Source organism: Alcaligenes sp. YSL9, from assembly GCF_030515105.1.
Taxonomy (GTDB): domain Bacteria; phylum Pseudomonadota; class Gammaproteobacteria; order Burkholderiales; family Burkholderiaceae_B; genus Alcaligenes; species Alcaligenes phenolicus.
The window spans coordinates 244,286-266,360 of sequence record NZ_JALXJU010000004.1 but is presented as its reverse complement, the minus strand read 5'-3'; the positions used below and the strand labels follow the sequence as shown (position 1 = coordinate 266,360).

Sequence of the window (22,075 nt, the reverse complement as noted above, 5' to 3'; positions counted from 1 at the left end):
GGTGACTCCTTGGGCCACGAGCGTGCCCGAAGTAAATGGGGTGTGCCCTGGCGGGAGCCAGGACCAGGAGATGGCCTTACAGGTCCAGAACCAGTACGCCCGAACGTGCGCGTGAAACGCAGGCGGTCAGGCAGTGGCTTTGCTCGTCGGGACTGAGGATGTAGTCCTGGTGATCCACATCGCCTTGCAGATAGTTGATGCGGCATGTGCCACACAGGCCCGATACGCAGGAGGTGGCAATAGGCACACCGGCTTGCGTCAAGGCATCGCTCAGGGATTGATCGGGTGCAACCTCAATGCACTGGCCGGTACTGGCAATCTGCGCCATGAAGGCACCAGGAGGCAGGGTATTGGCATTAGGGGCAGGTTCAGGCGCCTTGAAGTGTTCGCAATGCACGGAACCGGCAGGCCAATGCGAGCTGGCCTGCGCACAGGCTTGCATGAAGCCGGCTGGGCCGCAGTAATACACGTGGGTCCCTTCAGTTGCATTGGCAAGCAAGTCCTGCAGGTTCAGACCTTGTGCGGGGTTGCCGTTGTCCAGATGCAGATGCAGGCGGCCTTGCTCTTGCCATGTGAGCAGTTCGGAGCCAAAGGCGGCCGTGTCGTGGCTGCGAGTGCAGTAGTGCAATTCAAAGGGCTGACCCTGAGACTCCAGAAAGTGGGCCATCGCCTTGATGGGCGTGATACCTATACCCCCGGCTAACAGAATGGAACGGCGTGCATTCGGGTCCAGTCGGAAATGATTTCGTGGCGTGCTGACAGTGACTTGCTGCTGGACTTGCAAGACGTCGTGCAAGGTGCGTGAGCCGCCTCGTCCATTGGCATCGCGCAGGACAGCAATGACGTAACGATGACGCTCATGAGGAGGGTTGCACAGCGAGTATTGGCGGATCAGGCCGGGTTGAATATGTACGTCTATATGGGCACCGGCCTCGAAGGCGGGCAACTCGCCACCCTGAGGACAGCTGAGTTCATAAGAATTGATGCCTTGCGCTTCGTAGCGGATTTGCCGGATCCGCAGCGACAGCAGCCCGTCCGGGTTGGTAGCCGCCTGGACGGGAGTGGCGGGTTCTGCAATGGCGTTCATGGCGCTCTCCGTATGGGGCACCCGCCCCTTTGGAGCGGGTGCGGCAGGCGATCAGGATTCAGCAGCGACAGCGCTGAGCGATTGTTGAAGTTCTTGCATGCTTTGTTTGACGAAAGCCTCGCGTTCCGAGCCTTTCAGATTGTCGGCCGAGGTCAGGATGCGCACGATTTCGCGCGTGGCATGTCGGCGGCGTGCGACTTCCTGGGCCAAATCCTCGGACTCGGGAATCGCCAGGACATTGCCCGAGCAATAGCTGTTGGGGGCACCCCCACAGTCTTTCAGCCATTGGGCAAAGCCTTCGGGGGTCGCGGCAGGGTTGGAGCCACGCAAGGCATCGCGCAACATCTTGCGGAACATGTACAGCCCGGCGTCGAACTTGGTGGGGTTCTCCAGAGCATGGACCGCAATCGGGCGCTGGCTGATGATGGCCTCGTAATCGCCCGGTGCCTGCTGGCATTCCTTGTAGTTGTGACGGGCACGGTGGTCGGACGGGATGGGTGGCAGATCTTCCAGCTTGTATTGTCCAAAGCGCTCGGGACGGCGCATCGCAACCTGCCCTTCCAGAAAGTCGATGGTCTCGTAGCCCACCATATCCTTGTTGCCCACTCCGCGTGTATCAATACCAGGGCCCATGACGCGCCAGCCAATCATCTTGCTGTTCTGGTCGTCCACGGGAACGGTCCAGCGCACGATGTGAAAGCGGCTGAAAAACTTTTGCTGGGCACCGTCTTCGGAGGTGTAGGCATGCAGGCTCAGATTGGGCAGGACCTGGTGCTGAACACGTATAAATAGATTGTCCTTGCTGGCACGACGGGCACCCGCGCAGGCCAGGCTGCGGCCATTGTGTACCGGGATGAACTGCATGTCGGGGGCTACTTCCATGGAGGCCGCGCCCACCTCATCAAACGTGGTGCCCTGGTAGTTGCCGCCTACCACGTTCTTGGCAGCGTGCAGTGCGGTGGGGTGGAAGTTGTCAGCGGCGTTGTCCTGTACTTGCAGCCAGTTGCAGTGCTGGAAGTTGCTGAAAGCCACTAGTTCATCACCGGGCATGACGGTGAAGTTTTCCTCCCATTCTGGGAAAGGAGGTTCGGCATCGGGTGGGCCCATATAGGCAAAAATCAGGCCATGGCGCTCGAAGGCCTTGTAAGCACCCTGGCGGATGGAGCAGGCGTATTTTTCGCCCTCGGCCTCTTCGCCTTTGGGGTAAGGGACATGCAGACAGGTTCCGTCTACGTCGAACACCATGCCGTGGTAGCAGCACATAATGCCCTTTTCCTGGATGGCACCGTACTCCAGAGAAGCGCCACGGTGGGCGCAATGGGCGTGCAGCAGCCCGATCTGGCCGCTTTTGTCGCGAAAGGCGACCAGCTCTTCTCCCATGATTTTCAGAAAACGCGGGGTATCAGTCAGTTCCGCGGCCATGCAGACGGGATGCCAGAAGCGGCGCATGTACTCGCCCATGGGCGTGCCAGGACCAACTTCGGTCAACTCAGGGTCGTGATCAGGAATGCGGTTGGTGTAATAGCCGCCGTAGGGAATCAGTTTCTTTTCGGTCATGTCGTCCTCGTGTACAGATCAATGGTGGAAAGGGTCAGGCAACTTTTCGGTCGACCAGCGCCTGGGCACTGATCCAGGGCATCATGGCGCGCAGCTGCTCGCCGACGATTTCAAGGCGGTGGCGCTGGTTCAGGCGTCGATGGGCATTCAAGGAAGGTTGGCCGGCACGGCTTTCCAGGATGAAATTCTTGGCATAGGTGCCGTCCTGGATGTCGCGCAGCAAGGCTTTCATGGCTTGACGCGTGTCTTCGGTCACGATGCGTGGACCGGCCTGGTATTCGCCAAACTCGGCATTGTTGGAGATGCTGTAGTTCAGGTTGGCGATGCCACCCTCGTACAGCAGATCCACAATCAGCTTCAGTTCATGCAGGCATTCGAAATAGGCCATTTCTTCGGCATAGCCCGCCTCGACCAAGGTTTCGAATCCACACTTGACCAGATCCACCATGCCGCCACAGAGCACCGCCTGCTCGCCAAACAAATCCGTTTCGGTTTCTTCACGAAAATCGGTTTCGATGACGCCGGAGCGCCCGCCGCCATTGGCGATGGCGTAGGACAAGGCCAAGTCACGAGCCTGACCGGAGCGGTCGGTATGAATGGCGATCAGGTGGGGGACACCGCCGCCTTCCACGTAGGTGGAGCGCACCGTGTGGCCGGGTGCCTTGGGGGCGACCATGATGACGTCCAGGTCGTCGCGGGGCTGGATCTGGCCGTAATGGATGTTGAAACCGTGGGCAAAGCCCAGCGTGGCGCCGGGGCGGATATGGGGGGCGACTTCCTGCTCGTAGACGCGGGCAATGTCCTCGTCAGGCAGCAGCATCATCACGATGTCGGCTTGTTGAACGGCAGACGCGATGTCTGCCACAGCCAGACGGGCAATGGCGGCCTTTTGACGCGAGGCACTGTTGGGGCGCAAACCCACGACCACTTCCACGCCAGAATCACGCAGATTCAATGCGTGAGCATGGCCTTGAGAGCCGTAGCCGATGATGGCAACCCGGCGTTGCTGCACCAGGGCCAGATCGCCGTCCTTGTCATAAAACACCTTCATACTGCCTCCTTTTTGTGAGTTCTGTGTTCTGTATACAGAGTTCAGTATTGTGGGGCGATATTCGAGGTGTCAAGGAAAAATTGGCAGGTCGGGGGAAATCCCTAGGACGGAAATTTTGCTTAGCGCATCGGGGTCAGGCTGGCCTCGCGCAGCAGCCATTCACGCAGGTGTTCCACGCGTTTGAGCGTGTCGCGGTGATTGCGGTAGTAGAGAAAATGCATCTCGCGTTGCAGGCTGCGACCATTGGGGGCGGGCAAGACGATCAGTTCCCGATTGTCCAGTTCGCGTTCGGCAAAGCGTTGTGTTTCCAGGCAGACACCCAACTGGTCCACCGCTGCTGCAACTGCCATGGCACCGCGGTCAAAGGACAGACGTGGACCGGGGGAAGCGGCCATGCCATTGCTGCCAAACCAGTCGGCCCAGCTGACCGGACTGATGGTGGAATCGATCAAGGGCAAATGCAGGTACCAGGGCTGATGCAGAGCCAGACTGGCATAGAGTTTGGGTGAGCATAAAGGCAACAGGGGTTCAGGATGCAGCGACTCCACCACCAGTCTGGGGTCGTGGCTGGGGGCATGTCCGTAGCTGATCACGCAGTCAATGTCGGTGGACTGGTGCAGATCGGGCGGTGTGGCGTCCGTACGCAAATGGATGGCCAAGCCGGGATGCTCCCGCATGAAAGCATGCAGACGTGGCCCCAGCCATTTCACGGCCAGGCTGGGTGCACAATGCACGGTCAAGGCGTGCGTACTGGCATTTTCTCCCTGTGTGTCCTCGCAAAGCCGGGCCAGCTTGTCCAGCAAGGGAGTCAGTTCCCGATAGAACTCCTGGCCTTGGCTGTTCAAGCTGACACGCCGGTTGTGACGGACGAACAGGCTGCGTCCCAGATGAGTCTCCAGGCTTTTGACCTGATGGCTGATCGCGGAAGGAGTCAGGTGCAGCTCATCGGCCGCCAGGCTGAAACTCTCCAGCCGGGCGGCCGATTCAAAGGCTCGTAGCCAGGCGAAATTAGGGATGGCTCGCATTAGGGTGCCTTAAACAGGTGAATATTTTTAATCAATAGCTGAAAAAGCTTCGTTTGTCATTCATGGTTTTCGACCTCTACCATGGTTTTACGTTTCACCCGTACGCTGCGCTGGATGGGCTGGCGTGCGGGCAACGCAACATCTTGCCGAACCCGAAGGAGACCTTCCCATGAACGCTAAACCCGATATCAATGAAATTTTGGCCATGACGGGCCGAAAGTCCATTTACCAGCCCGAGCAGCAGGGCCTGATCTATCCCGAAGAGCCCCAGTTTGAGTCTTTTGAAGAAGCGCGCACGCATTTGAAGCAGCGCCTGGTGGCCGCCTGCCGTGCCTTTGCCCTGCATGGTTTGGACTATGGCTTTGCAGGCCATCTGACCATTCGCGATCCCGAGCATCCCAGCCTGTACTGGACCAATCCCATGGCCGTGCACTTTGCTGACGTGAAGGTTTCGAACCTGATCCTGGCTGATCATGAAGGCAAGGTGGTGGAAGGGGATTACGCCCTGAACCGCGCAGGTTTCGTACTGCATGCCGCCGTGCACGAGGCTCATCCTGACATTGTGGCGATGTGTCATGCGCATACCGTCTATGGCACTGCCTTTGCCTCGCTGGGTCAGGAAATACTGCCCATTACGCAGGATGCTGCCGCTTTTTTTGAAGACCATGTTGTCATTCGCGAAGAAGCGGGTCAGGTTGCCGTGGAAACCAAGGCTGGTCACAAAGTGGCTAATGCCTTTGCTGGCGTCAAGGCGGCCATCCACCAGAACCATGGCTTGCTGACGGCCAGCCGTCACAGCATTGAAGCCGCCGCCTTCTGGTTCATTGCGCTGGAACGCTGCTGCCAACAGCAGTTGATGATTGCTGCAACCGGCATGACGCCCACATTGGTGACCCCCGAACGTGCCCGTTACAGCCGTGAGCACGTAGGGAGCGAATACATTGGCTGGCTGCACTTTCAGCCGATCTGGGAAAACCTGTTGCGCACCCAGCCCGATATGTTTGATTGATCCGTCCCGCAAGCAGCTTGATCCGTTGGGGGCAAGCTGCTGACTTTGCATAAATAAAACGAGGAGACACAAGCGTGGAACGACGAGCAATGCTAAAACTGACCGGCCTGGCCGGCATTGTGGCCAGTGGCATGGCCCCTGCGGTCGTCAAGGCGCAAGAGAATTTGCGCTGGCGACTGGCATCCAGCTTCCCCAAGCACCTGGATACGATTTATGGCGGTGGGGAAGTCTTTGCGCAGAAAGTGCGTGAGCTTAGCGATGGCAAGTTCAATATCTCCGTTCATGCGGGCGGGGAACTGATGCCGGCCATGGGTGTGGTCGATGCGCTGGAACAGAACTCGGTGGAAGCGGCTCACACGGCGCCCTACTATTTCTTTGGCAAGAATGAAGCGTTTGCCTTGAGCTGTGCCATTCCGTTTGGCATGAACTCTCGCCAGCTGACGGCCTGGATGTATCACGGCAATGGCTTGAAGCTGACACGTGATTTTTATGCCAACTACAACATCGTCAACTTCCCCTGTGGCAACAGCGGTGTGCAGATGGGCGGCTGGTTTCGCAAGCAGATCAATACCCCGGAGGACATACGGGGCCTGAAGATTCGGATTGGTGGATTGCCCGGTAAAGTCATCGAGAAGCTGGGTGGCATTCCGCAAAACATCGCCGGTGGCGAGGTGTACCAGGCACTGGAAAAAGGCGTTATTGATGCCGCCGAGTGGGTGGGGCCGTATGACGATTTGCGACTGGGCTTTCACAAGGTCGCGCCCTATTACTATTACCCAGGCTGGTGGGAAGGTTCAGTAGGGCTGGATCTGCTGGTCAACAAGAAAGCGTATGACGGTTTGTCGCAGCACTACAAAGATATTGTCGCGGCAGCCAGCACGTATGCGCATCTGGATATGCAGGCCAAATACGATGCCCGTAACCCAGGTGCTTTGAAAGAACTGGTCGGTCAGGGAGCCAAGGTCCTGCCTTTCTCCAAGGAAGTGTTGGATGCCTCATTCAAGGCGAGCGAGGAACTGTATGCCGAACTGAATGCAAGCAATCCGCAATGGCGAACGATTTATGCGGATTACCGTGCGTTCCAAAAGGATGAGCTGCTGTGGTTCCGCTTCGCGGAAGCGCGCTTTGATCAGTACATGCAGTCCGTGTCTTTATGATCCGAAGGCGGGGGCTGAATCGATTTGCTGCCTACGCAAGAAATACGAAGCCTCCGCCAGCTTCAAGAATCCCACCATCTCGGTACGCGCATACTCCGGATCCCCGCTGGTCAGGGCCTTGCCCAGCTTTTCCAGCGCCTCTACCGTGGCCTGATAGTTATCGGTATCGCTGGTATTGGCAAAGCGTACCTGGTTGGCGTGGTCGGCGGACATGGCGATGGCGTCCAGCAGGCGCTCGTTGTGTACGCATTGCAGCCAGGCTTGGCGAAAGCTGGCGTTGGCGCTGAACATCAGGGCGGCGTCTTTGTGCACCATGGCCACTTTGGCCAGATCAATGGCTTTGCTAAGACCGGCATGGAGCTGATCGCGGTCGGCGATGTTGACGGCCAGCGCGGCAGCAGCCGGCTCCAGAATGCGGCGTAACTCAAAGATGTCGCGCACCATGGCGTCGGTCAGCACGGGGACCTGAAATCCCCGTGTGGTGCTGTTCAATAAACCTTCGTTGACCAGTCGTAGCAGGGCCTGGCGCACGGGCATGCGGGTGCAACCAAAGCGCTCGGCCAATTCGTAATCCAGCAGGCGGTCGCCGGGGTGCCAGTCGCCCGCGTTCAAACGCTTGCGAGTGTCCCTGTAAATGGTGTCTACCAGCGTTTCTGCCTTGCTTGCCTGTGTGGATTTACCAGTCGAAGTCGCCATACGAAACCGATCAGAAAAGAATGGATGATTGTATCGTACAGACCCTGCTACGCTGATCGGGTTTGTGCCTAGAACTTGGTTCGTATCCCCACCCGGAACAAGGTCTGATTACGCCCCGTGGAGCTGGGCATGCTGATCACGTTGGCCGTTGCGCCCTCGCCTTGCGCGTGCTGGATGATGGCCTGGGTATAGATATCCGTGCGCTTGGACAGGAAGTAGTCGGCCGTCAGGTTCAGCTGATGGTATTTGTTCGATCCCAGGGTGGTCAGCCCATAGCCCGGTCCCAGTACCAGATTGGGTGCGGCGCGCCAGGCAAAACCCAGCTGATAGTTGCGGAAGGTATGGTTTTTTTGCTGGCCATCGGGAGCCACGTACAGGGCTTGTGAAAACACACCGTAGATGGTCACTTTGTCGAAGGCGTAGTTTGCTCCTATGCCCCAGTCGCGCAGGTAACGGCCACCGACGCGATGAGGCGCGCCACCGCCGGTCAGCGGGCTGATGTCCAGGCTGGCTTCCTGCACTTCGGTATAAGCGGCACCCGTCGCAAAATTGCCGTTTTTATAGTTGGCCGTAACGCTGATGGTGCGCCCGGTTTGAGCCTGTCCTTCGCGCCGTTCCGGGAAGCCGTACATGGCACCCAGCTCAACACCGGCAAAGGATGGCGTCACGTATTTCACCGACTGATTGACCCGCTGGCCGCTCATGCGGTCGTTATCCAAAGGGCTGTTGGAATAGCCGCCTGCTGACCAGGTGGGGGTGTAAAAGGCCTGCAAGGTGTCGGTGAAGAAATCGTATTGTCTGCCCAGCTTGATGCTGCCCAGATAATCGGATTTCAGGCCCACCCAGGCTTGTCGGCCCCACAGGGCGCCGCCTTGCCCTGCTTCCCCAGTCGCCACGGAAAAGCCGTTTTCCAGTTGAAAGATGGCGGTCAAACCATTGCCCATCGACTCGGAGCCACGCAGACCCAATCGGTTGCCTTGCATGACGCCGGTATCCAGCGTGGTTTTGGAGGGGCCGTTGGCATTGCTGATCCAGGTCAGGCCCGCATCCAGAATGCCGTACAAGGTGACGTTGTCGCCGGTTTGCGCCGTGGCGCTGGAGCTGGCGATCAGCGTGGCCAGTCCGACACAGCCAGCCATAGCGGTTTTGACGTGACGGCGCATCATTGGGCACCGCCTTTGCTGGGGACAGCGTGTAATTTAGCGGCCTGATCCAGGGCGTTTTGCTGGCGGGCAGATGGCAGGGCAAAGACGCACAAGCCACCCAGCACGGCCAGACCGGCAATGGTCAATACAGCGGTGCTGGTGCTGCCGCTCATTTCTTGTGCCAGACCCATGGCGTAGGGGCCAAATAAACCGCCCAAGGCTGCAACCGCATTGATCAGGGCATAGCCGGTTGCGGCGGCGCGGCCACTCATGAAATTACCGCCCAAGGCCCAGACCAGGGGTGTGCCGCCAATGAACATGGCCGTGGCGATGATGACGCCAATAATGCGCACGGTCGGGTCCGGTGCCAGGGCAGTCATCAGCAGGCCGATAGCACCACCGGCGCAGGCAATGGCCAAGTGCCAGCGACGTTCCCCAAAGTAGTCGGAAGAGCGGCCCAGAATCAGCATGGCCAGAGCCGATGCGGCATAGGGCAAGGCGGCAATATAGCCAATGTGGGTCAAGTTCTTGATACCGGCTTCCTGAATGATGGTGGGCGTCCAGAAGATCACCGCATAAATGCCCAGGTTCAGGGACAGGAGCACGCAGGCCAGCCACCACACATTGGGTTTGCCCAGCACTTCAGCAATTTTGTCCTTGCGTGGCAGCTCGCGTTGCGCGTCCTGGTTCAGGGTGTGCAGCAAGGTTTTTTCTTCCTGGCTCAACCATTTGGCGTCTTCAGGGCGGTTGGGCAAGGTCGCCCATAGCAAGGCCGCTACAAAGACAGCGGGCAGCCCCTGCAAGAGGAATAGCCATTGCCAGTTATGCAGGTGTTGGGATTCTGAAAACACATCCATGATCCAGCCCGAGAGCGGGCCTACGATCATGCCGCCCGCAGCAGCGGCAGTAACCAAGGTCGCCATGACGCGGCCCTGGCGTTGTGGGGGGAACCATTGCGCCAGGTAATACACCACGCCAGGCAGAAAGCCGGCTTCCGCCACGCCCAACAGGAAGCGGACGATATAGAACTGTGTGGGGGTGGTGACGAACATGGTCAGCACGGACAGGATGCCCCAGGTGACCATGATGCGTGTCAGCCAGGCGCGGGCACCAAAGCGGTACAGCAAGAGGTTGCTGGGGATCTCGAACAACAAAAAACCCACAAAGAAGATGCCCGAACCCAGGCCATAGACCTCGGCTGAAAAATTCAGGTCTTGCAGCATTTGCAGCTTGGCAAAGCCCACGTTGACGCGGTCGATGTAGGCAACGATGTAGCTGATGAACAAGATGGGCATCAGCCGCCAGAGGATTTTGCCGAAAAGCAGATCCTCGGCCTTGGAGGGAGCCGGGTCCGCGGGGCGCGATTGTTGTCTCATGATAGTCCTTATTGGTAATCGCAGTAAGTGAATTCAGTTGAACTCATTTTTTGTGAATATATTCATTTTCATACTTGATGGTCAATAAGTGCTATAGGTATAAAACAAGTTAGAAATTACTTAATATATTGAAATTAAAAGAATTTATAAAAATTAAAAAGCCAATTTCTAGTACAAACACCTAGACTCGTTGACAGCGATATACCCGCTCTATAAACTGAATTCAGTTTTGAATAATAGCAATAAGGAGCTGGCATATGAGCAGGCAGGAGGCCCCTTCGGCCCAGGTGATCGAGCATGTTTCGTCCCTGATTGGCTTTGATACGGTAAGCAGAAACTCCAATCTGGCATTGATTGAATGGGCCGCCAACCGGCTCGAATCGGCGGGCGCACAAGTGCGTTTTGATTACAACGAATCGCGCTCCAAAGCCAATCTGCTGGCAACCTTCGGTCAGGGGCCGGGGGGCGTGGTCTTGTCTGGCCACACCGATGTGGTGCCGGTCGACGGGCAGGTATGGTCCAGTGATCCTTTTGAAGCCCAGATTCGTGATGGCCGCTTGTTTGGCCGTGGCGCTTGCGACATGAAAGGCTTTATCGGCGTGGCCATGGCGCAGGCGCAACGCCTGGGTTCCATGACACTGCGCGAGCCCGTGCATCTGGCCTTGAGCTACGACGAAGAAGTGGGCTGTCTGGGCATTCCCGGCCTGATCGAGGAAATGCGTAAAGCCGGCATCCAGCCCAGCGGCTGCATTGTGGGTGAACCCACCAGCATGCGCGTTGTGGCGGCCCATAAAGGCGGCCGCATTTATCGCTGCCGCGTCAAAGGTTGCGCCGCCCATTCCTCTTTGACACCACACGGTCTGAACGCAATCGAGTACGCCGCCAATCTGGTTTCGCACATTCAGCATCTGGCGGATGAAGAGGCCCAGGTCGGCAAGCGCATTGAAGGCTTTGATGTGCCTTTCTCCACTATTTCCACCAACACGATTTCCGGTGGCAATGGCATGAATATTATCCCGGCCCATTGCGAGTTCTCCTTTGAATACCGCTATCTGCCTGGCGTGGACCCGGATGGTTTCATCGGCAATTTGCGTCGCTTTGCTTATGAGCAGGTCTTGCCGCGCATGCAGGCGCGTCATGGCGACGCGGCCATTGAATTCGAGTGTCTGGGCAGTATTCCTGCCCTGGATGACGAAGACAGCCAGGAGCTGAAAAAAATGGCGCTGGCTTTGCTGGGTGAGTCCGCCGCACAGCGTGTGGCCTATGGCACCGAAGCCTCGTTTTTCCAGGAAGCCGGTGTCCCCAGCATTGTCTGCGGGCCTGGCTCCATCACCGTGGCACACAAGGCCGATGAGTACGTCAGCCTGGAGCAGTTGGCCGCGTGCGAGTCCTTTCTGGGCAAGGTGATCCAGTCCTTGGCTGCTTAGGGCGGGATGGTTTCCGGCAGGTCTTGGGGCCTGTCTTATTTTGAAGGAATTTTTTTTCATGAAGCTAGCAAAACGCATTACCGGCACCTCCCAAAAATCCTTTGGCATGTACGAGCAGGCGGCTCGCCTGCAAGGCGATATCTCGGACCTGATTCATCTGGAAGTTGGCCGCCCGGACGCGGATACGCCAATGGCGATCAAGCAGGCGGCAGCCGATGCCTTGATGCGCGGCGAGGTGCATTACAGCGATCTGCGTGGGGTGCCCGCCTTGCGTGAAGCCTTGGCCGCCAAGCTGCGTAAGCAAAACAAGCTGGATGTCGGGCCGGATGATGTGCTGGTCACCAATGGGCTGACGCACGCCTCCTTTGCCGCTTTCTTCGCCATTCTGGACGAGGGTGATGAGGTGATTTTGCTCTCGCCGCACTACCCGCAACATATAGGCAAAATCGAGCTGGCCGGGGCGCATCCGGTGCTGGTGCCGCTGAACAAGGAACAGGGTTTTGCCATTGATGCACAGGCTATCGAAGCGGCGATTACGCCCCGTACCCGCATGGTGGTGCTGGTGAATCCGGCCAATCCTACGGGCCGTGTGTACCGTCGCAGCGAGCTGGAAGCATTGGCGCAATTGGCCATCAAGCATGACCTTGTCGTGGTCTCGGACGAAGTCTACGAAGACATTACCTATGACGATGCCGAGCACATCAGCATTGCCTCCCTGCCCGGCATGCAGGAGCGCACCGTGTCCATGTTTGCCTTCACCAAGTCCTACGCCATGGATGGCTGGCGCATTGGGTATCTGGCCGCGCCTGCCTGGTTGATGCCCGGCTTGTTGAAGATCACCGCTAACGATGTCACCCATGTGAATACCTTTATTCAGGCGGGCGCGCTGGAAGCGGTGGTTGGGCAGCAAGAAGCCTTGCGCGGGATGATTGCGGACGACGACGCCAAGCGCCGCCTGATGCTGCAACGTCTGAATGCCATGGCGAATGTCAGTTGCGCCCAGGTGGAAGGCACGATTTATGCCTTTGCCGATGTGCGCGCCACGGGAGTGCCTTCGCAGGAACTGGCCGAGCGCTTGTTAAAGGAAGCCCGCGTGGTGGTTGAAGCAGGCAGCTTCTACGGTCCGCAAGGTGAAGGTTTCTTGCGCCTGTGTTTTGGTTCTGCCTCGTATGAGCAGATCGAGCAGGCCATGGATCGTTTGCAACTGTTCTTTGCTCAATTGGAGGCTCAGACCAGCCAAACCGCCGCCTGATAGCGTGAGCCGACAAGATTTCAAGGCCGCTTTCTGTCATGGAAAGCGGCCTTTTTGTGTCTACCAGCGGGTGTTTTGCCCTGACGACCTAGCGAAATATATGCCCAGGCCATGATTTTTTTATATAAATATATAGATTAAAGTCCGTACAAATAAACCGACAGACTGCGTCGGTGTTTTCCCTTAAATTTAGGCGTATTCCCCTGTTGGTGCTGGTTATAAGGTCATTATCAATCCATATTTCCATAGACAAGTATCGGCTCCTTATTATATTGTTCGTATCAAACAACAATTATGTCCGGTCAATTAATAGGAGCAGGTCCATGAAAAACGGGATACGGGGTGTACTGGCAGCAGCAGGGATGGTGGCCGCGCTGGGCGCGCAGGCTCAAACGCTCAAGCTGGGTGTGGTAGGAGGCATGACAGGTCCAGGCGCGCCCTGGGGGCTGGCTATTGATGGTGGCGTGAAAATCGCCGTGGATGAAATCAATCAGGCCGGCGGCCTGGAAGTGGGCGACAAGAAGTACAAGGTTGAAGTGCTGACCTACGACGACCACTACAAGGCAGCGGATGCAGTAACCGCCACCAACCGTCTGATCGATCAGGATGAAGTGAAATACATTATCGGTCCTATTGGCTCGGCCTCGGTCATGGCCATGAAGCCGATTACCGAGCGCAACAAGGTCATCATGCTGTCCAACAGCTACTCGACCGAAGTGCTGGATGCGAACACGCAATACATGTTCCGCGTGCTGCCTACGCAGTACGAATACAACCGTCAGCTGATCGGCTGGTTGAAGCAGGAACGCCCCGAGCTGAAGCGTCTGGCGATCCTGTCGCCTAACGATGCGACTGGCTGGAGCACACAAAAGATCCAGACCGCTGCCTATAAGGACGCCGGTTACGACGTGGCTGAAACCAAGTTCTTCGAGCGCTCGCAAAACGATTTCCGCACCTTGCTGACCAGCATTCTGGCCAAGAACGTGGACTTCATCGAACTGGACACCGTGCCGCCTGGCCCGGCCGGTATTGTGATACGTCAGGCACGTGAAATGGGCTTCAAAGGCCAGTTCACCAAGTTTGGTGGCAATAACGTGGCTGAAACCGTGAAGTCTGCCGGTGCGGACAATGCGGAAGGAACCTTGGTGTATTTGTCTGCCGATCCGTCCAGCGAACCGTACCAGAAGCTGAGCCAGGCTTACGCCAAGGTCCACAGCAACAGCATGGATGACTTCGTTTTCTACTTCTACGATGCCACCCGCCTGCTGTTCAAGGCCATTAACGAAGCTGGCACCGTGGACGATACCGATGCCGTGCGTGCCCGCATTGAAGCCAATAGCAGCTTTGACGGTATTCAAGGCGCGATTGTGTGGGGCGGAAAGGATGTCTATGGCGTGAACCACCAGATCGCCACCCCGGCCTACCTGGGTGTGATCGAGGGCGGCAAGGCCAAGGTCATCAACAAGTTCGACGCCCGCTAATTACCGGTTTTGTTTCAGTACGCACTCCGCCACGGCGGTGGAGTGCACCTTGATACGGTTAGCAATTATGCAGATCGCAATGCAAATCGCCATCATCGCCCTGATGTCCACGTTCGTGTACGCCCTGGTTGCCCTGGGTTTCACGCTGGTGTTTGGCATCTTGCGGGTGGTGAACTTCGCTCACGGCGAGTTCTACATGCTGGGCGCTTACGCCATGTATGTGTTTTATGGTCAGTTTGGCTGGCCCTACCTGCCCTCTATCGCGGCCGCTGCCGTGCTGGTGGGGTTTCTGGGCTTACTGGCTGAACGCGGCCTGTTCCGTCGCTTTGTGGGCGACGAGATGGGCGGCATGATCATGTCCCTGGCTTTGGCGATTACCTTGCAGGCGGGGATCTCGCTGCTGTTCTCGGTGGACGAGCAATCGGTACGCCGTCCGGTGGAAGGTGCATGGCAAATTGGCCAAGCCTTTTTCGCCAAGGATCAATTGCTGATCGTAGGCATGAGTGTGCTGGCGCTGGCCGCCTTCTATTTTCTGATTGAGCGCACCCGTATCGGCATGACGATACGTGCGGTGGCGCAGGACCGGGAAGTGGCACGTCTGCAAGGCGTCAGCTCCTGGAAGATCATGGCCTTCACCTTTGCCTTGAGCTGCGGCCTGGCCGGTTTGTCGGGCGCCCTGATGGCGCCGGTCTACACCGTGCACCCCTATATGGGCGAAGCCGTGGTGGTGAAAGCCTTCATTATTGTGGTTCTGGGTGGTCTGGGCAGCTTGCCCGGTGCGGTGGTTGCCGCCCTGATTCTGAGTGTTACCGAGGCCGTGGCGTCCACCTTCTATAACGCGACCGTGGCCACCATGTTGTCCTTCCTGATCGTGATGGCCGTGTTGCTGGTCAAACCCAGCGGTTTGATGGGGAAATCGTCATGAGCGCGATCAAAACTGCTTCTTTCTATCCGCGTGATGGCGCCCTGCAATGGGTCTGGCATGCCGTTGTGGTCGCGGTGCTGCTGGGCTGGCCCGTGTGGGCCGGACAGCCTCGCTTTGCCCTGCATCTGGCCATCATGGTGTCGCTGTACGCCTGCCTGGCCATGAGCATGAATCTGGTTTTGCGCATCGGCCAGCTTTCGCTGGCGCATGGTGCCTTGTTCGGGCTGGGGGCGTATGCCTCGGCCATTTTGAGTCGAGATTATGGCTGGTCCTTTCCAGCCGCGTTTTTGGGCGCCGGAGTGCTGACGGCAGCATTAGCTGTGATCACCGGTCCCATTTTTATGCGTATCAAGGGTGTGCATTTCGCGCTCTTGACCTTCGCCCTGGGCGAAGCCGTGGTGCTGTGCTTTATCGAGTTCCACGAACTGTTTGGCGGCAATAACGGCTTTGGCCAGATTCCGGCCCTGCAAGCCAGCTTGCCGATTCCTGAAGGGCGTTACGGCGTTTATCTGGTGACGGTCAGCTTTGCCTTGGTGGTGTATTTCGTGCTGCGGGCCCTGTACCGCCGCGAATGGGGCATGGTGGCGGACTCCCTGCATCAGAACGAGCAATTGGTGCGTTCCGGTGGTTTGAATGTGCTGCGCTTTCGGGTCAGTGTGTTTGTCCTTAGCGCCCTGATTGCCGGCTGGACAGGCAGCTTGTATGCCCACTACCAAGGCTATATCTCGCCTGATTCCTTCGGTTTCTGGACAGCGGTGAATGCCGTCATCATGAATGTGCTGGGCGGTGTGGGTGCCCTGGCTGGTGCCGTGGTGGGGGCCGCAATCCTGATCCCCCTGCCCGAGTTGCTGCGCGACTTGCAGCAGTATCAGCGCCTGATCTATGGCCTGACTTTGATTTTGCTGCTCTTGTTCATGCCGCAAGGTTTGGCGGGTCTGTGGCGTAAGTGGCGCGGCGCGCGCAAGGAGGCAGCATGAGCGTGCAATTGAATGTTCAGGGTCTTAGCCGACATTTTGGTGGGATCCGCGCGGTGGACGAGGTGTCCTTCAGCACGGCTCCCGGTCAGATTACCGGCGTGATCGGCCCCAACGGCGCCGGTAAAACCACGCTGTTCAATCTGATTGCCGGTACGACCAAGCCCAGCGCGGGTGCTGTCACCATGGATGGTGCCGCGATTACGGGTCGCCCGGCCGCGTCCTTGGCGCGCCAGGGCCTGGTGCGTACCTTCCAGATGACGCATGTATTTGCAGGCCACACGGTATTTGAAAACCTGTATCGCGCGGCTCTGTTCCGTCAGTTTCCTTCGCCCTGGTCGTTGTTCAACCCTTGGGGTGTGCGTCGTGGCCGCGAAGAGGCCGCGCGACAGGCAGAACAAGCCTTGGCCTTGATTGGCCTGGAGTCTGTAGCCGATGAGCAGGCCGATTCGCTGGCCTATGGCTTACAGAAGATTTTGGGTGTGGGTATGGCCCTGACAGCCATGCCCCGCCTTCTTTTAATGGATGAGCCCGCTGCTGGCCTGAACCCGGTGGAAACCGTGGCTATGGCCGACCTGATTGAACGCATCCACGCCAGTGGCATTGATGTGGTGGTGGTCGAGCACGATATGGGCCTGGTGATGCGCCTGTGCCAAAAGCTGGTGGTGCTGGTTAACGGTCGTTTGCTGGCCGAAGGCCCGACCGCACAAGTGCGGCAGGACCCGCGGGTGATTGAAGCCTATCTGGGTGCGGATCTGGACAAGGAACCTGGTCTGGAACCAGCCGTGGAGGTCCGCGCTGCGCAAAACGGGACGGGACATTCGGCTTCGGTCTCTACAGCTGGTCAGGGAGCTGCCAAGGTCAGCAAGCCTGTGCCCATGCTGGAAATCAAGGACTTGAGCGTGTCCTATGGCGCAGTACGGGCCTTGGACAAGGTCAGTTTTGCGGTGGAAGAAGCCAGTGTGTGCGCCGTGATCGGAGCCAATGGAGCGGGTAAATCGACCCTGATGAAAGCCATTAGCGGTCTGGTGCCGGTTGCTGGGGGAGAAATCCTGTTGGAAGGCCAGCCTATCCAGAACCTGAGCGCAGAACGCCGTGTAAATCTGGGCATCGCGCTGTCGCCTGAAGGCCGTCGCCTGTTCCCGGAACTGACGGTACGCGAGAACCTCTTGATGGGGGCGTATCTGCGTCGCGATCAGGTCGACATTACGGTGGATCTGGAACGTATTTATGGCTACTTCCCGCGTCTGCTGGAGCGCGAGCAAAGCCAGGGTCGCCACCTCTCGGGTGGCGAGCAGCAAATGTGTGCGATTGGCCGTGCCCTGATGTCCCGGCCCCGCCTGCTCTTGCTGGATGAACCCTCCCTGGGTCTGGCCCCGGCGGTCACCTTGGAAGTGGCCCGTGCAATTCGTCAGATCAGCCAGGACGGCACCACGATTGTGCTGGTGGAGCAGAACGCTCGCCTGGCGCTGAAGTTGTCGAACCATGCTGTGGTGCTGGAAACCGGGCGCTTGAGTCTGGCGGGCGACAGCAAAGACATCATGAATAACCCACAAATTGCAGCAGCCTATCTGGGCCACGCCGCAGAGGCTTCGCATCATGCCTAATATTTACCAGGTCGCCATGTTCAATGCCGAGCGCTACCCCGACAAGGTAGCGGTCTCGGACGAGCGCCAGGCCTTGTCCTTTGGCCAGTTCTGCGCTCGTGCGCGCGCCTTGTCGGCTTATTTGAAAGGTTTGGGCGTACAGCCGGGGGATCGGGTGGCCATCATGACGCCCAATTCCATCGACTATCTGGCCTTGCTGCATGCCACAGCCGTAGGCGGTTTTGCTTTGGTGCCAGTGAACACCCGTTACGGTGCTGCTGAATTGCGCTACTTGCTGGACGATGCCCAGCCCACGGTGTGCATTGTGGACCCGGCCTACCGTCCCTTGCGCGAGCAGATCGAGTCCGAAGGTGGTTTGAACAGTGCCGTGCAGTGGCTGGAGCATTTGCCTGAGGCCTTGCCCGATCACCGTGCGGATGATCCGGTGCAGCACCGCTTTGGACGTGTAGGGGATGAGGATGTAGCCATCATCATGTACACCTCGGGCACGACTTCGGCACCCAAGGGGGCCATGCTGACACACGGCAATTTGTCGGCCAATGCGGTGAACTACATCATGGAGCTAGGCATTGATGCCAACAGCCGCTCCTTGCTGGCGACACCCTTGTTTCACATTGGCGGCTTCGGGGTGGTGAATGGCCCCATTCTGTATGCCGGTGGCAGCTTGCACGTGGTGCCGCGTTTCGAGGCCGATGCCGTCATGGACGCGCTGCGTCTGTACCAGCCTACGCATGTGTTCCTGTTGTCGGCTATGTGGGTAGGCTTGACCGATCACCCTGAGTTTAAAGAGCTGTCCCTGCCCGGTGCCCAGTTTGTGCAAACTGCGGCTGCGCCTTTGGGCCAGTGGCGTCAGGACTTGATCCGAACCGTGTTTCCCAATGCTGAATTCAGCTGGGGCTTTGGCATGACGGAAAGCTGTGTCACCACCATCAAGAATCGCTACACGCAGGAGATTCTGGAGCATCCCGGTTCCATCGGCTACCTGTGGCGGCATGTGCAGTATCGGCTGGTTGATGCCGATGGCAAGGTGCTGCCTGATCAGCGCGGGCCGGGTGAAATGCAGGTGCGTGGCCCGACTGTGTTCAAAGGCTATTGGCGGCAGCCCGAGCTGACCGCCCAGGTGCTGGATGCCGATGGCTGGCTGCACACGGGCGATTTGATTCGGGTGGACGATGAAGGCTTTGCCTATTTCATGGGCCGCAGCAAAGATATGATCAAGACAGGTGGCGAGAACGTGGCCGCGCTGGAAGTGGAAAACTGTCTGGCCAGCCACACCGATGTGCGCGAGGCCGCCGCCTTTGGCCTGCCCCACGAGTATTGGGGCGAAGAGCTGGTTGCTGCGATTGTGCCCGCCAATGGTCGTGAGCCGGATGTGGAAGTGCTGCGCGAGTTTTGCCGGGAAAAACTGTCCGGCTTTAAAGTACCCAAACGCATCTTTATTGTGGATTCCCTGCCCCAGTCCTCGTCGGGCAAAGTGCAGAAGTTCCTTCTTCGACAAAGGTATGTCTGATGCTGACGTCTTTATCTCTGTTTGACCCTGCCGTGCTGGCTGCCTGGGCCAAGCGCGCCCGCGCCGATGATTTTGTACGGCAGCATAGTGTCCTGGCCGATGTTTGCGTGGCGCTGCGCAATACCGACACCGGCGAGCATAGTTGGCTGGCCGTGTCAGAACAGGATGTGCGGGCGGGCACCGGCCCGCGCGAGGTGCCGTTCTGGCTGGAAGGCGATAGTGCTGCTTTTGCGGATCTGGCCCAGGGCTTTCCATTTAACCGCTTGGTGCGTCAGCACCGTCTGGTTGTGGGAGGCGATTTGCGCGCCTGCGTGCAGAACTGGATGTTGTTGTACGCCCTGACCCGTCTGACGGGCGAGCTGGAGGTCTGAGCATGCCTTATGTGACAACCGCGGATGGTATCCGCGCCTATTACGATCTGGCTGGTTCCGGTCCGGCCTTGGTGATGGTGCACGGCGCCAGTCAGGACAGTCTGTCCTGGCAATATGTGCTGGACCACTTTGCGCCCTTTTACACGGTGTATGCGCTGGATTTACCCGGTCACGGCAAGAGCGGCATGCCATTGGGTGGCCCTCATACTGTCACCCCGCAAAACGCTCAGTATCTGCTGCAATTTCTGGATGCGGCAGGTATCCAGAATCCGGTCTTGATGGGACACTCCATGGGCGGGGGTGTTGTCGCCCAGGCCGCTGCCATGGCGCCCGAGCGTATTCGTGGCCTGGTGCTGGTCGATGGCGCTTCGGTGAACGTAGTGAAATCTTCCGGCTATAACCCGCGCATTCTGGAGATGGCGCGTATCAATCCGGGAGACTGGTTTGAAGTGACCTTCCGCACCTTGATGGGCACCCTGTCCGACCCGGCCCGTGCGCTGGAAGTGGTGACGGATGCCCGTCGTTGCATTCCGGCGGTGGCCTTTGCGGATATCTGCGCTTTTGGTGGTTTTCGCATGGAACAGATTCTGGACGATATCCGCTGCCCGGTGGTGATCGTGGAAGGCAGCGAGGATTGGTCCGTGCCGCCAGAGTCCGCCAGAGAGGTCGAACGCTTGCTGCGAGAAGGCAAAGTTCCGGTGGAATATATAGAATGGCCGGGCATCGGGCATTTTCCCCAAAGTGAATGTCCTGAGCAGTTCACCCGCGACACCCTGGCTGCGATGCGCCGCCTGTCTCTTTAAGCTGAAAACCGTATGGCAAACACCGAATCCCAGTCCAGCGCCAAGCCAACCCTGTATCAGAACATGAGCGATCGCTTGTTGGAGCTGATCCGTTCGGGCCATTACCCCGTCGGCTCCAAGCTGCCCACCGAGATGGAGCTTTGCGAGATGTACGGGGTCGGTCGGCACACGGCGCGTGAAGCCATACGCAAGCTGACTGATCTGGGTTTGATCGAGCGGCGTCGCCGTGCCGGTACCACCGTGATACGCCAGCATCCCAAGCCGCAATTTGGCCTGGCGCTGGATACCACGGACCAGTTGCAGCGCTATCTGGAATTTACCGATCTGCACGTGCATAAAAAGGCGGTCTGTGTGGATAAGCAGCCACCTGAAACCGCGCTGGACGGTGAGCCGGCAGATTGGGTGAAGGTGGAAACCTACCGCAGTGTGCCGGGCAGCAAGCGCGGCATTTCCTGGACAGATATTTATCTGCGCAAGGAATACCAGGCGGTGGCTGACCTGATTTCGACCCAGCCTGGCGGTGTGTACCCGCTGCTGGAGGAGCACTGTGGCGAAGTGGTGGAAACGATCGAGATGGAAATCTCCGCCTCGCGCTTTCCCCCGCATGTTGCCCGCTTTCTGGGCTACGAGGACTCCGACCCGGCGCTGCTGATTATCCGTACCTTCCGCAATCTGGCGGGCAAGGTCATGGAAGTGGCGGTCAGCTTTTACCCACCTTATGAATTCCGCTACGTCACGCGCCTGTCGCGCAGTGATGGGAGCCATCGCTCGCAGAGCTGATTTTTCCGAACCTTTGGGGAGACATTCATGAAACGCAAATATGGCCGCAGTGTGACGGTCAAGGTGACGGGCGACCATGCGCTGGTGCGCTTTGATCGCGGCGTGAACCGTAATGCTATTGATCAGGACACTTTGCTGGCCCTGACGCAAGTGGCGCAGGATCTGGCCTTGTCGCTGGAGATTCATACCGTGGTGCTGACCGGGGCCAAGGATATTTTCTCGGCCGGGATTGATCTGAAAGACCCGCAAAAGTGGAACGATGAACAGGCTGGCTTGCTGGAGCGCCGTGATGTGGCCCAGCGTGGTGCGCGTTTGTGCCGTTTGTGGGAAGAACTGCCACAGCTGACCATTGCCGCCATTGAAGGCGCAGCCGTGGGTGGTTCGGTTGCTCTGGCGCTGGCGTGTGATTGGCGTGTGGCATCGCAGTCATCCTTTCTGTATCTACCTGAAGCCAAGGTGGGCCTGAACATGGGCTGGGGTGCCATTCCACGCATGGTGAACATGCTGGGTGCCGCTCGCACCAAACGTGCCATCTTGCTGGCCGAACGCTTCGGTGCTGAACAGGCGCTGGACTGGGGTCTGCTGGATGAGGTCTGCGAACCCGGTCAGGCCGTGACAGTCGCGCAGTCTTTGGCCAAGCGGGCGTCGGAGTCGCCTGCGGCGATTATCCGCATGACCAAGGAGTCGGTGAATCAGGTCGCCAATGCCATGAACCGATTGGGTATTTATATGGATGCTGATCAGGCGCTGGTGTGTCGCGACAGCGTAGAGGGAGCCCAGGCGCGTGCGGGGTTTTTGTCCGCTGGTCGAGCCTAGATAAAACGGCTCTGCTTGGGGGCGGT

General features: G+C 58.3%; 20 protein-coding genes. 13 read left to right on the top strand and 7 right to left on the bottom strand.

Annotated features, from left to right (window positions below):
• Nucleotides 1-76: 76 nt before the first annotated feature.
• The 4 genes from M2Q46_RS17705 to M2Q46_RS17690 all read right to left on the bottom strand — a co-directional run bounded on the left by M2Q46_RS17705 (nucleotide 77) and on the right by M2Q46_RS17690 (nucleotide 4,720).
• Nucleotides 77-1,087: a PDR/VanB family oxidoreductase gene (locus tag M2Q46_RS17705; protein ID WP_302357760.1), complete on the bottom strand. Its 1,011-nt coding sequence runs from the start codon at nucleotides 1,085-1,087 to the stop codon at nucleotides 77-79.
• 51 nt (nucleotides 1,088-1,138) lie between these two features.
• Nucleotides 1,139-2,644, bottom strand: coding sequence for a Rieske 2Fe-2S domain-containing protein (locus tag M2Q46_RS17700; RefSeq protein ID WP_063690038.1), 1,506 nt, complete (start codon nucleotides 2,642-2,644; stop codon nucleotides 1,139-1,141).
• A 34-nt stretch (nucleotides 2,645-2,678) separates the two neighbouring features.
• Nucleotides 2,679-3,740: a ketol-acid reductoisomerase gene (gene ilvC / locus M2Q46_RS17695; RefSeq protein ID WP_269139297.1), complete on the bottom strand. Its 1,062-nt coding sequence runs from the start codon at nucleotides 3,738-3,740 to the stop codon at nucleotides 2,679-2,681.
• Between the two features lie 74 nt (nucleotides 3,741-3,814).
• Complete coding sequence (locus M2Q46_RS17690; RefSeq protein ID WP_045930481.1) at nucleotides 3,815-4,720, bottom strand: LysR substrate-binding domain-containing protein; 906 nt, start codon at nucleotides 4,718-4,720, stop codon at nucleotides 3,815-3,817.
• Nucleotides 4,721-4,889: 169 nt separating this feature from the next.
• On the opposite strand from M2Q46_RS17690, the gene M2Q46_RS17685 reads away from it, so the two are divergent.
• Nucleotides 4,890-5,729: a class II aldolase/adducin family protein gene (locus tag M2Q46_RS17685; protein ID WP_302357755.1), complete on the top strand. Its 840-nt coding sequence runs from the start codon at nucleotides 4,890-4,892 to the stop codon at nucleotides 5,727-5,729.
• 74 nt (nucleotides 5,730-5,803) lie between these two features.
• Nucleotides 5,804-6,886 (top strand): TRAP transporter substrate-binding protein, encoded by a 1,083-nt coding sequence (locus M2Q46_RS17680; RefSeq protein ID WP_035269413.1) that lies wholly within the window; start codon nucleotides 5,804-5,806, stop codon nucleotides 6,884-6,886.
• Here M2Q46_RS17680 and M2Q46_RS17675 read toward each other — a convergent pair.
• The 3 genes from M2Q46_RS17675 to M2Q46_RS17665 all read right to left on the bottom strand — a co-directional run bounded on the left by M2Q46_RS17675 (nucleotide 6,881) and on the right by M2Q46_RS17665 (nucleotide 10,103).
• Complete coding sequence (locus M2Q46_RS17675) at nucleotides 6,881-7,582, bottom strand: GntR family transcriptional regulator (protein ID WP_052159255.1); 702 nt, start codon at nucleotides 7,580-7,582, stop codon at nucleotides 6,881-6,883. The genes M2Q46_RS17680 and M2Q46_RS17675 overlap by 6 nt on opposite strands.
• Nucleotides 7,583-7,650: 68 nt before the next feature.
• A complete protein-coding gene (locus M2Q46_RS17670; protein ID WP_302357753.1) occupies nucleotides 7,651-8,748 on the bottom strand; it encodes a porin in 1,098 nt (365 codons plus the stop codon).
• Entirely contained in the window at nucleotides 8,745-10,103 is a 1,359-nt protein-coding gene (locus M2Q46_RS17665; RefSeq protein WP_060186773.1) for an MFS transporter, read from the bottom strand. The genes M2Q46_RS17670 and M2Q46_RS17665 overlap by 4 nt, the downstream gene beginning before the upstream one ends.
• Before the next feature lie 257 nt (nucleotides 10,104-10,360).
• Between M2Q46_RS17665 and argE the strand changes: the two genes are divergently transcribed.
• The 11 genes from argE to M2Q46_RS17610 all read left to right on the top strand — a co-directional run bounded on the left by argE (nucleotide 10,361) and on the right by M2Q46_RS17610 (nucleotide 22,049).
• Nucleotides 10,361-11,530, top strand: coding sequence for an acetylornithine deacetylase (gene argE / locus M2Q46_RS17660; protein ID WP_060186772.1), 1,170 nt, complete (start codon nucleotides 10,361-10,363; stop codon nucleotides 11,528-11,530).
• A gap of 58 nt (nucleotides 11,531-11,588) precedes the next feature.
• The gene (locus tag M2Q46_RS17655) at nucleotides 11,589-12,782 is read left to right on the top strand and encodes a pyridoxal phosphate-dependent aminotransferase (RefSeq protein WP_302357752.1); all 1,194 of its coding nucleotides are present in this window, start codon (nucleotides 11,589-11,591) and stop codon (nucleotides 12,780-12,782) included.
• A gap of 323 nt (nucleotides 12,783-13,105) precedes the next feature.
• The gene (locus tag M2Q46_RS17650) at nucleotides 13,106-14,263 is read left to right on the top strand and encodes an ABC transporter substrate-binding protein (RefSeq protein WP_009461449.1); all 1,158 of its coding nucleotides are present in this window, start codon (nucleotides 13,106-13,108) and stop codon (nucleotides 14,261-14,263) included.
• A gap of 79 nt (nucleotides 14,264-14,342) precedes the next feature.
• The gene (locus M2Q46_RS17645) at nucleotides 14,343-15,188 is read left to right on the top strand and encodes a branched-chain amino acid ABC transporter permease (RefSeq protein WP_021447158.1); all 846 of its coding nucleotides are present in this window, start codon (nucleotides 14,343-14,345) and stop codon (nucleotides 15,186-15,188) included.
• On the top strand, nucleotides 15,185-16,165 hold the full coding sequence (locus M2Q46_RS17640; protein WP_021447157.1) for a branched-chain amino acid ABC transporter permease: 981 nt from the start codon (nucleotides 15,185-15,187) through the stop codon (nucleotides 16,163-16,165). Before M2Q46_RS17645 ends, M2Q46_RS17640 begins: the two co-directional genes overlap by 4 nt.
• Nucleotides 16,162-17,769, top strand: a complete 1,608-nt coding sequence (locus M2Q46_RS17635) for an ATP-binding cassette domain-containing protein (RefSeq protein ID WP_302357750.1) — start codon at nucleotides 16,162-16,164, stop codon at nucleotides 17,767-17,769. Before M2Q46_RS17640 ends, M2Q46_RS17635 begins: the two co-directional genes overlap by 4 nt.
• Nucleotides 17,762-19,279, top strand: coding sequence for a class I adenylate-forming enzyme family protein (locus tag M2Q46_RS17630; protein ID WP_060186769.1), 1,518 nt, complete (start codon nucleotides 17,762-17,764; stop codon nucleotides 19,277-19,279). The genes M2Q46_RS17635 and M2Q46_RS17630 overlap by 8 nt, the downstream gene beginning before the upstream one ends.
• On the top strand, nucleotides 19,279-19,650 hold the full coding sequence (locus tag M2Q46_RS17625) for a hypothetical protein (protein WP_083055149.1): 372 nt from the start codon (nucleotides 19,279-19,281) through the stop codon (nucleotides 19,648-19,650). The genes M2Q46_RS17630 and M2Q46_RS17625 overlap by 1 nt, the downstream gene beginning before the upstream one ends.
• A gap of 2 nt (nucleotides 19,651-19,652) precedes the next feature.
• Nucleotides 19,653-20,453 carry an alpha/beta fold hydrolase gene (locus M2Q46_RS17620; RefSeq protein WP_115634699.1) on the top strand — a complete coding sequence of 267 codons (801 nt, stop codon included), beginning with the start codon at nucleotides 19,653-19,655 and terminating at the stop codon, nucleotides 20,451-20,453.
• A 12-nt stretch (nucleotides 20,454-20,465) separates the two neighbouring features.
• Nucleotides 20,466-21,233 (top strand): GntR family transcriptional regulator, encoded by a 768-nt coding sequence (locus tag M2Q46_RS17615; RefSeq protein ID WP_009461466.1) that lies wholly within the window; start codon nucleotides 20,466-20,468, stop codon nucleotides 21,231-21,233.
• Between the two features lie 27 nt (nucleotides 21,234-21,260).
• Nucleotides 21,261-22,049, top strand: a complete 789-nt coding sequence (locus M2Q46_RS17610; protein ID WP_254002499.1) for an enoyl-CoA hydratase/isomerase family protein — start codon at nucleotides 21,261-21,263, stop codon at nucleotides 22,047-22,049.
• Nucleotides 22,050-22,075: the final 26 nt, after the last annotated feature.

Coding starts and splice junctions, on each gene's coding strand:
- M2Q46_RS17705 (WP_302357760.1), bottom strand. CDS start 1,087: ATGAACGCCATTGCAGAACCCGCCACTCCCGTCCAGGCGGCTACCAAC.
- M2Q46_RS17700 (WP_063690038.1), bottom strand. CDS start 2,644: ATGACCGAAAAGAAACTGATTCCCTACGGCGGCTATTACACCAACCGC.
- M2Q46_RS17690 (WP_045930481.1), bottom strand. CDS start 4,720: ATGCGAGCCATCCCTAATTTCGCCTGGCTACGAGCCTTTGAATCGGCC.
- M2Q46_RS17685 (WP_302357755.1), top strand. CDS start 4,890: ATGAACGCTAAACCCGATATCAATGAAATTTTGGCCATGACGGGCCGA.
- M2Q46_RS17675 (WP_052159255.1), bottom strand. CDS start 7,582: ATGGCGACTTCGACTGGTAAATCCACACAGGCAAGCAAGGCAGAAACG.
- M2Q46_RS17670 (WP_302357753.1), bottom strand. CDS start 8,748: ATGATGCGCCGTCACGTCAAAACCGCTATGGCTGGCTGTGTCGGACTG.
- M2Q46_RS17665 (WP_060186773.1), bottom strand. CDS start 10,103: ATGAGACAACAATCGCGCCCCGCGGACCCGGCTCCCTCCAAGGCCGAG.
- argE (WP_060186772.1), top strand. CDS start 10,361: ATGAGCAGGCAGGAGGCCCCTTCGGCCCAGGTGATCGAGCATGTTTCG.
- M2Q46_RS17655 (WP_302357752.1), top strand. CDS start 11,589: ATGAAGCTAGCAAAACGCATTACCGGCACCTCCCAAAAATCCTTTGGC.
- M2Q46_RS17650 (WP_009461449.1), top strand. CDS start 13,106: ATGAAAAACGGGATACGGGGTGTACTGGCAGCAGCAGGGATGGTGGCC.
- M2Q46_RS17645 (WP_021447158.1), top strand. CDS start 14,343: ATGCAAATCGCCATCATCGCCCTGATGTCCACGTTCGTGTACGCCCTG.
- M2Q46_RS17640 (WP_021447157.1), top strand. CDS start 15,185: ATGAGCGCGATCAAAACTGCTTCTTTCTATCCGCGTGATGGCGCCCTG.
- M2Q46_RS17635 (WP_302357750.1), top strand. CDS start 16,162: ATGAGCGTGCAATTGAATGTTCAGGGTCTTAGCCGACATTTTGGTGGG.
- M2Q46_RS17630 (WP_060186769.1), top strand. CDS start 17,762: ATGCCTAATATTTACCAGGTCGCCATGTTCAATGCCGAGCGCTACCCC.
- M2Q46_RS17625 (WP_083055149.1), top strand. CDS start 19,279: ATGCTGACGTCTTTATCTCTGTTTGACCCTGCCGTGCTGGCTGCCTGG.
- M2Q46_RS17620 (WP_115634699.1), top strand. CDS start 19,653: ATGCCTTATGTGACAACCGCGGATGGTATCCGCGCCTATTACGATCTG.
- M2Q46_RS17615 (WP_009461466.1), top strand. CDS start 20,466: ATGGCAAACACCGAATCCCAGTCCAGCGCCAAGCCAACCCTGTATCAG.
- M2Q46_RS17610 (WP_254002499.1), top strand. CDS start 21,261: ATGAAACGCAAATATGGCCGCAGTGTGACGGTCAAGGTGACGGGCGAC.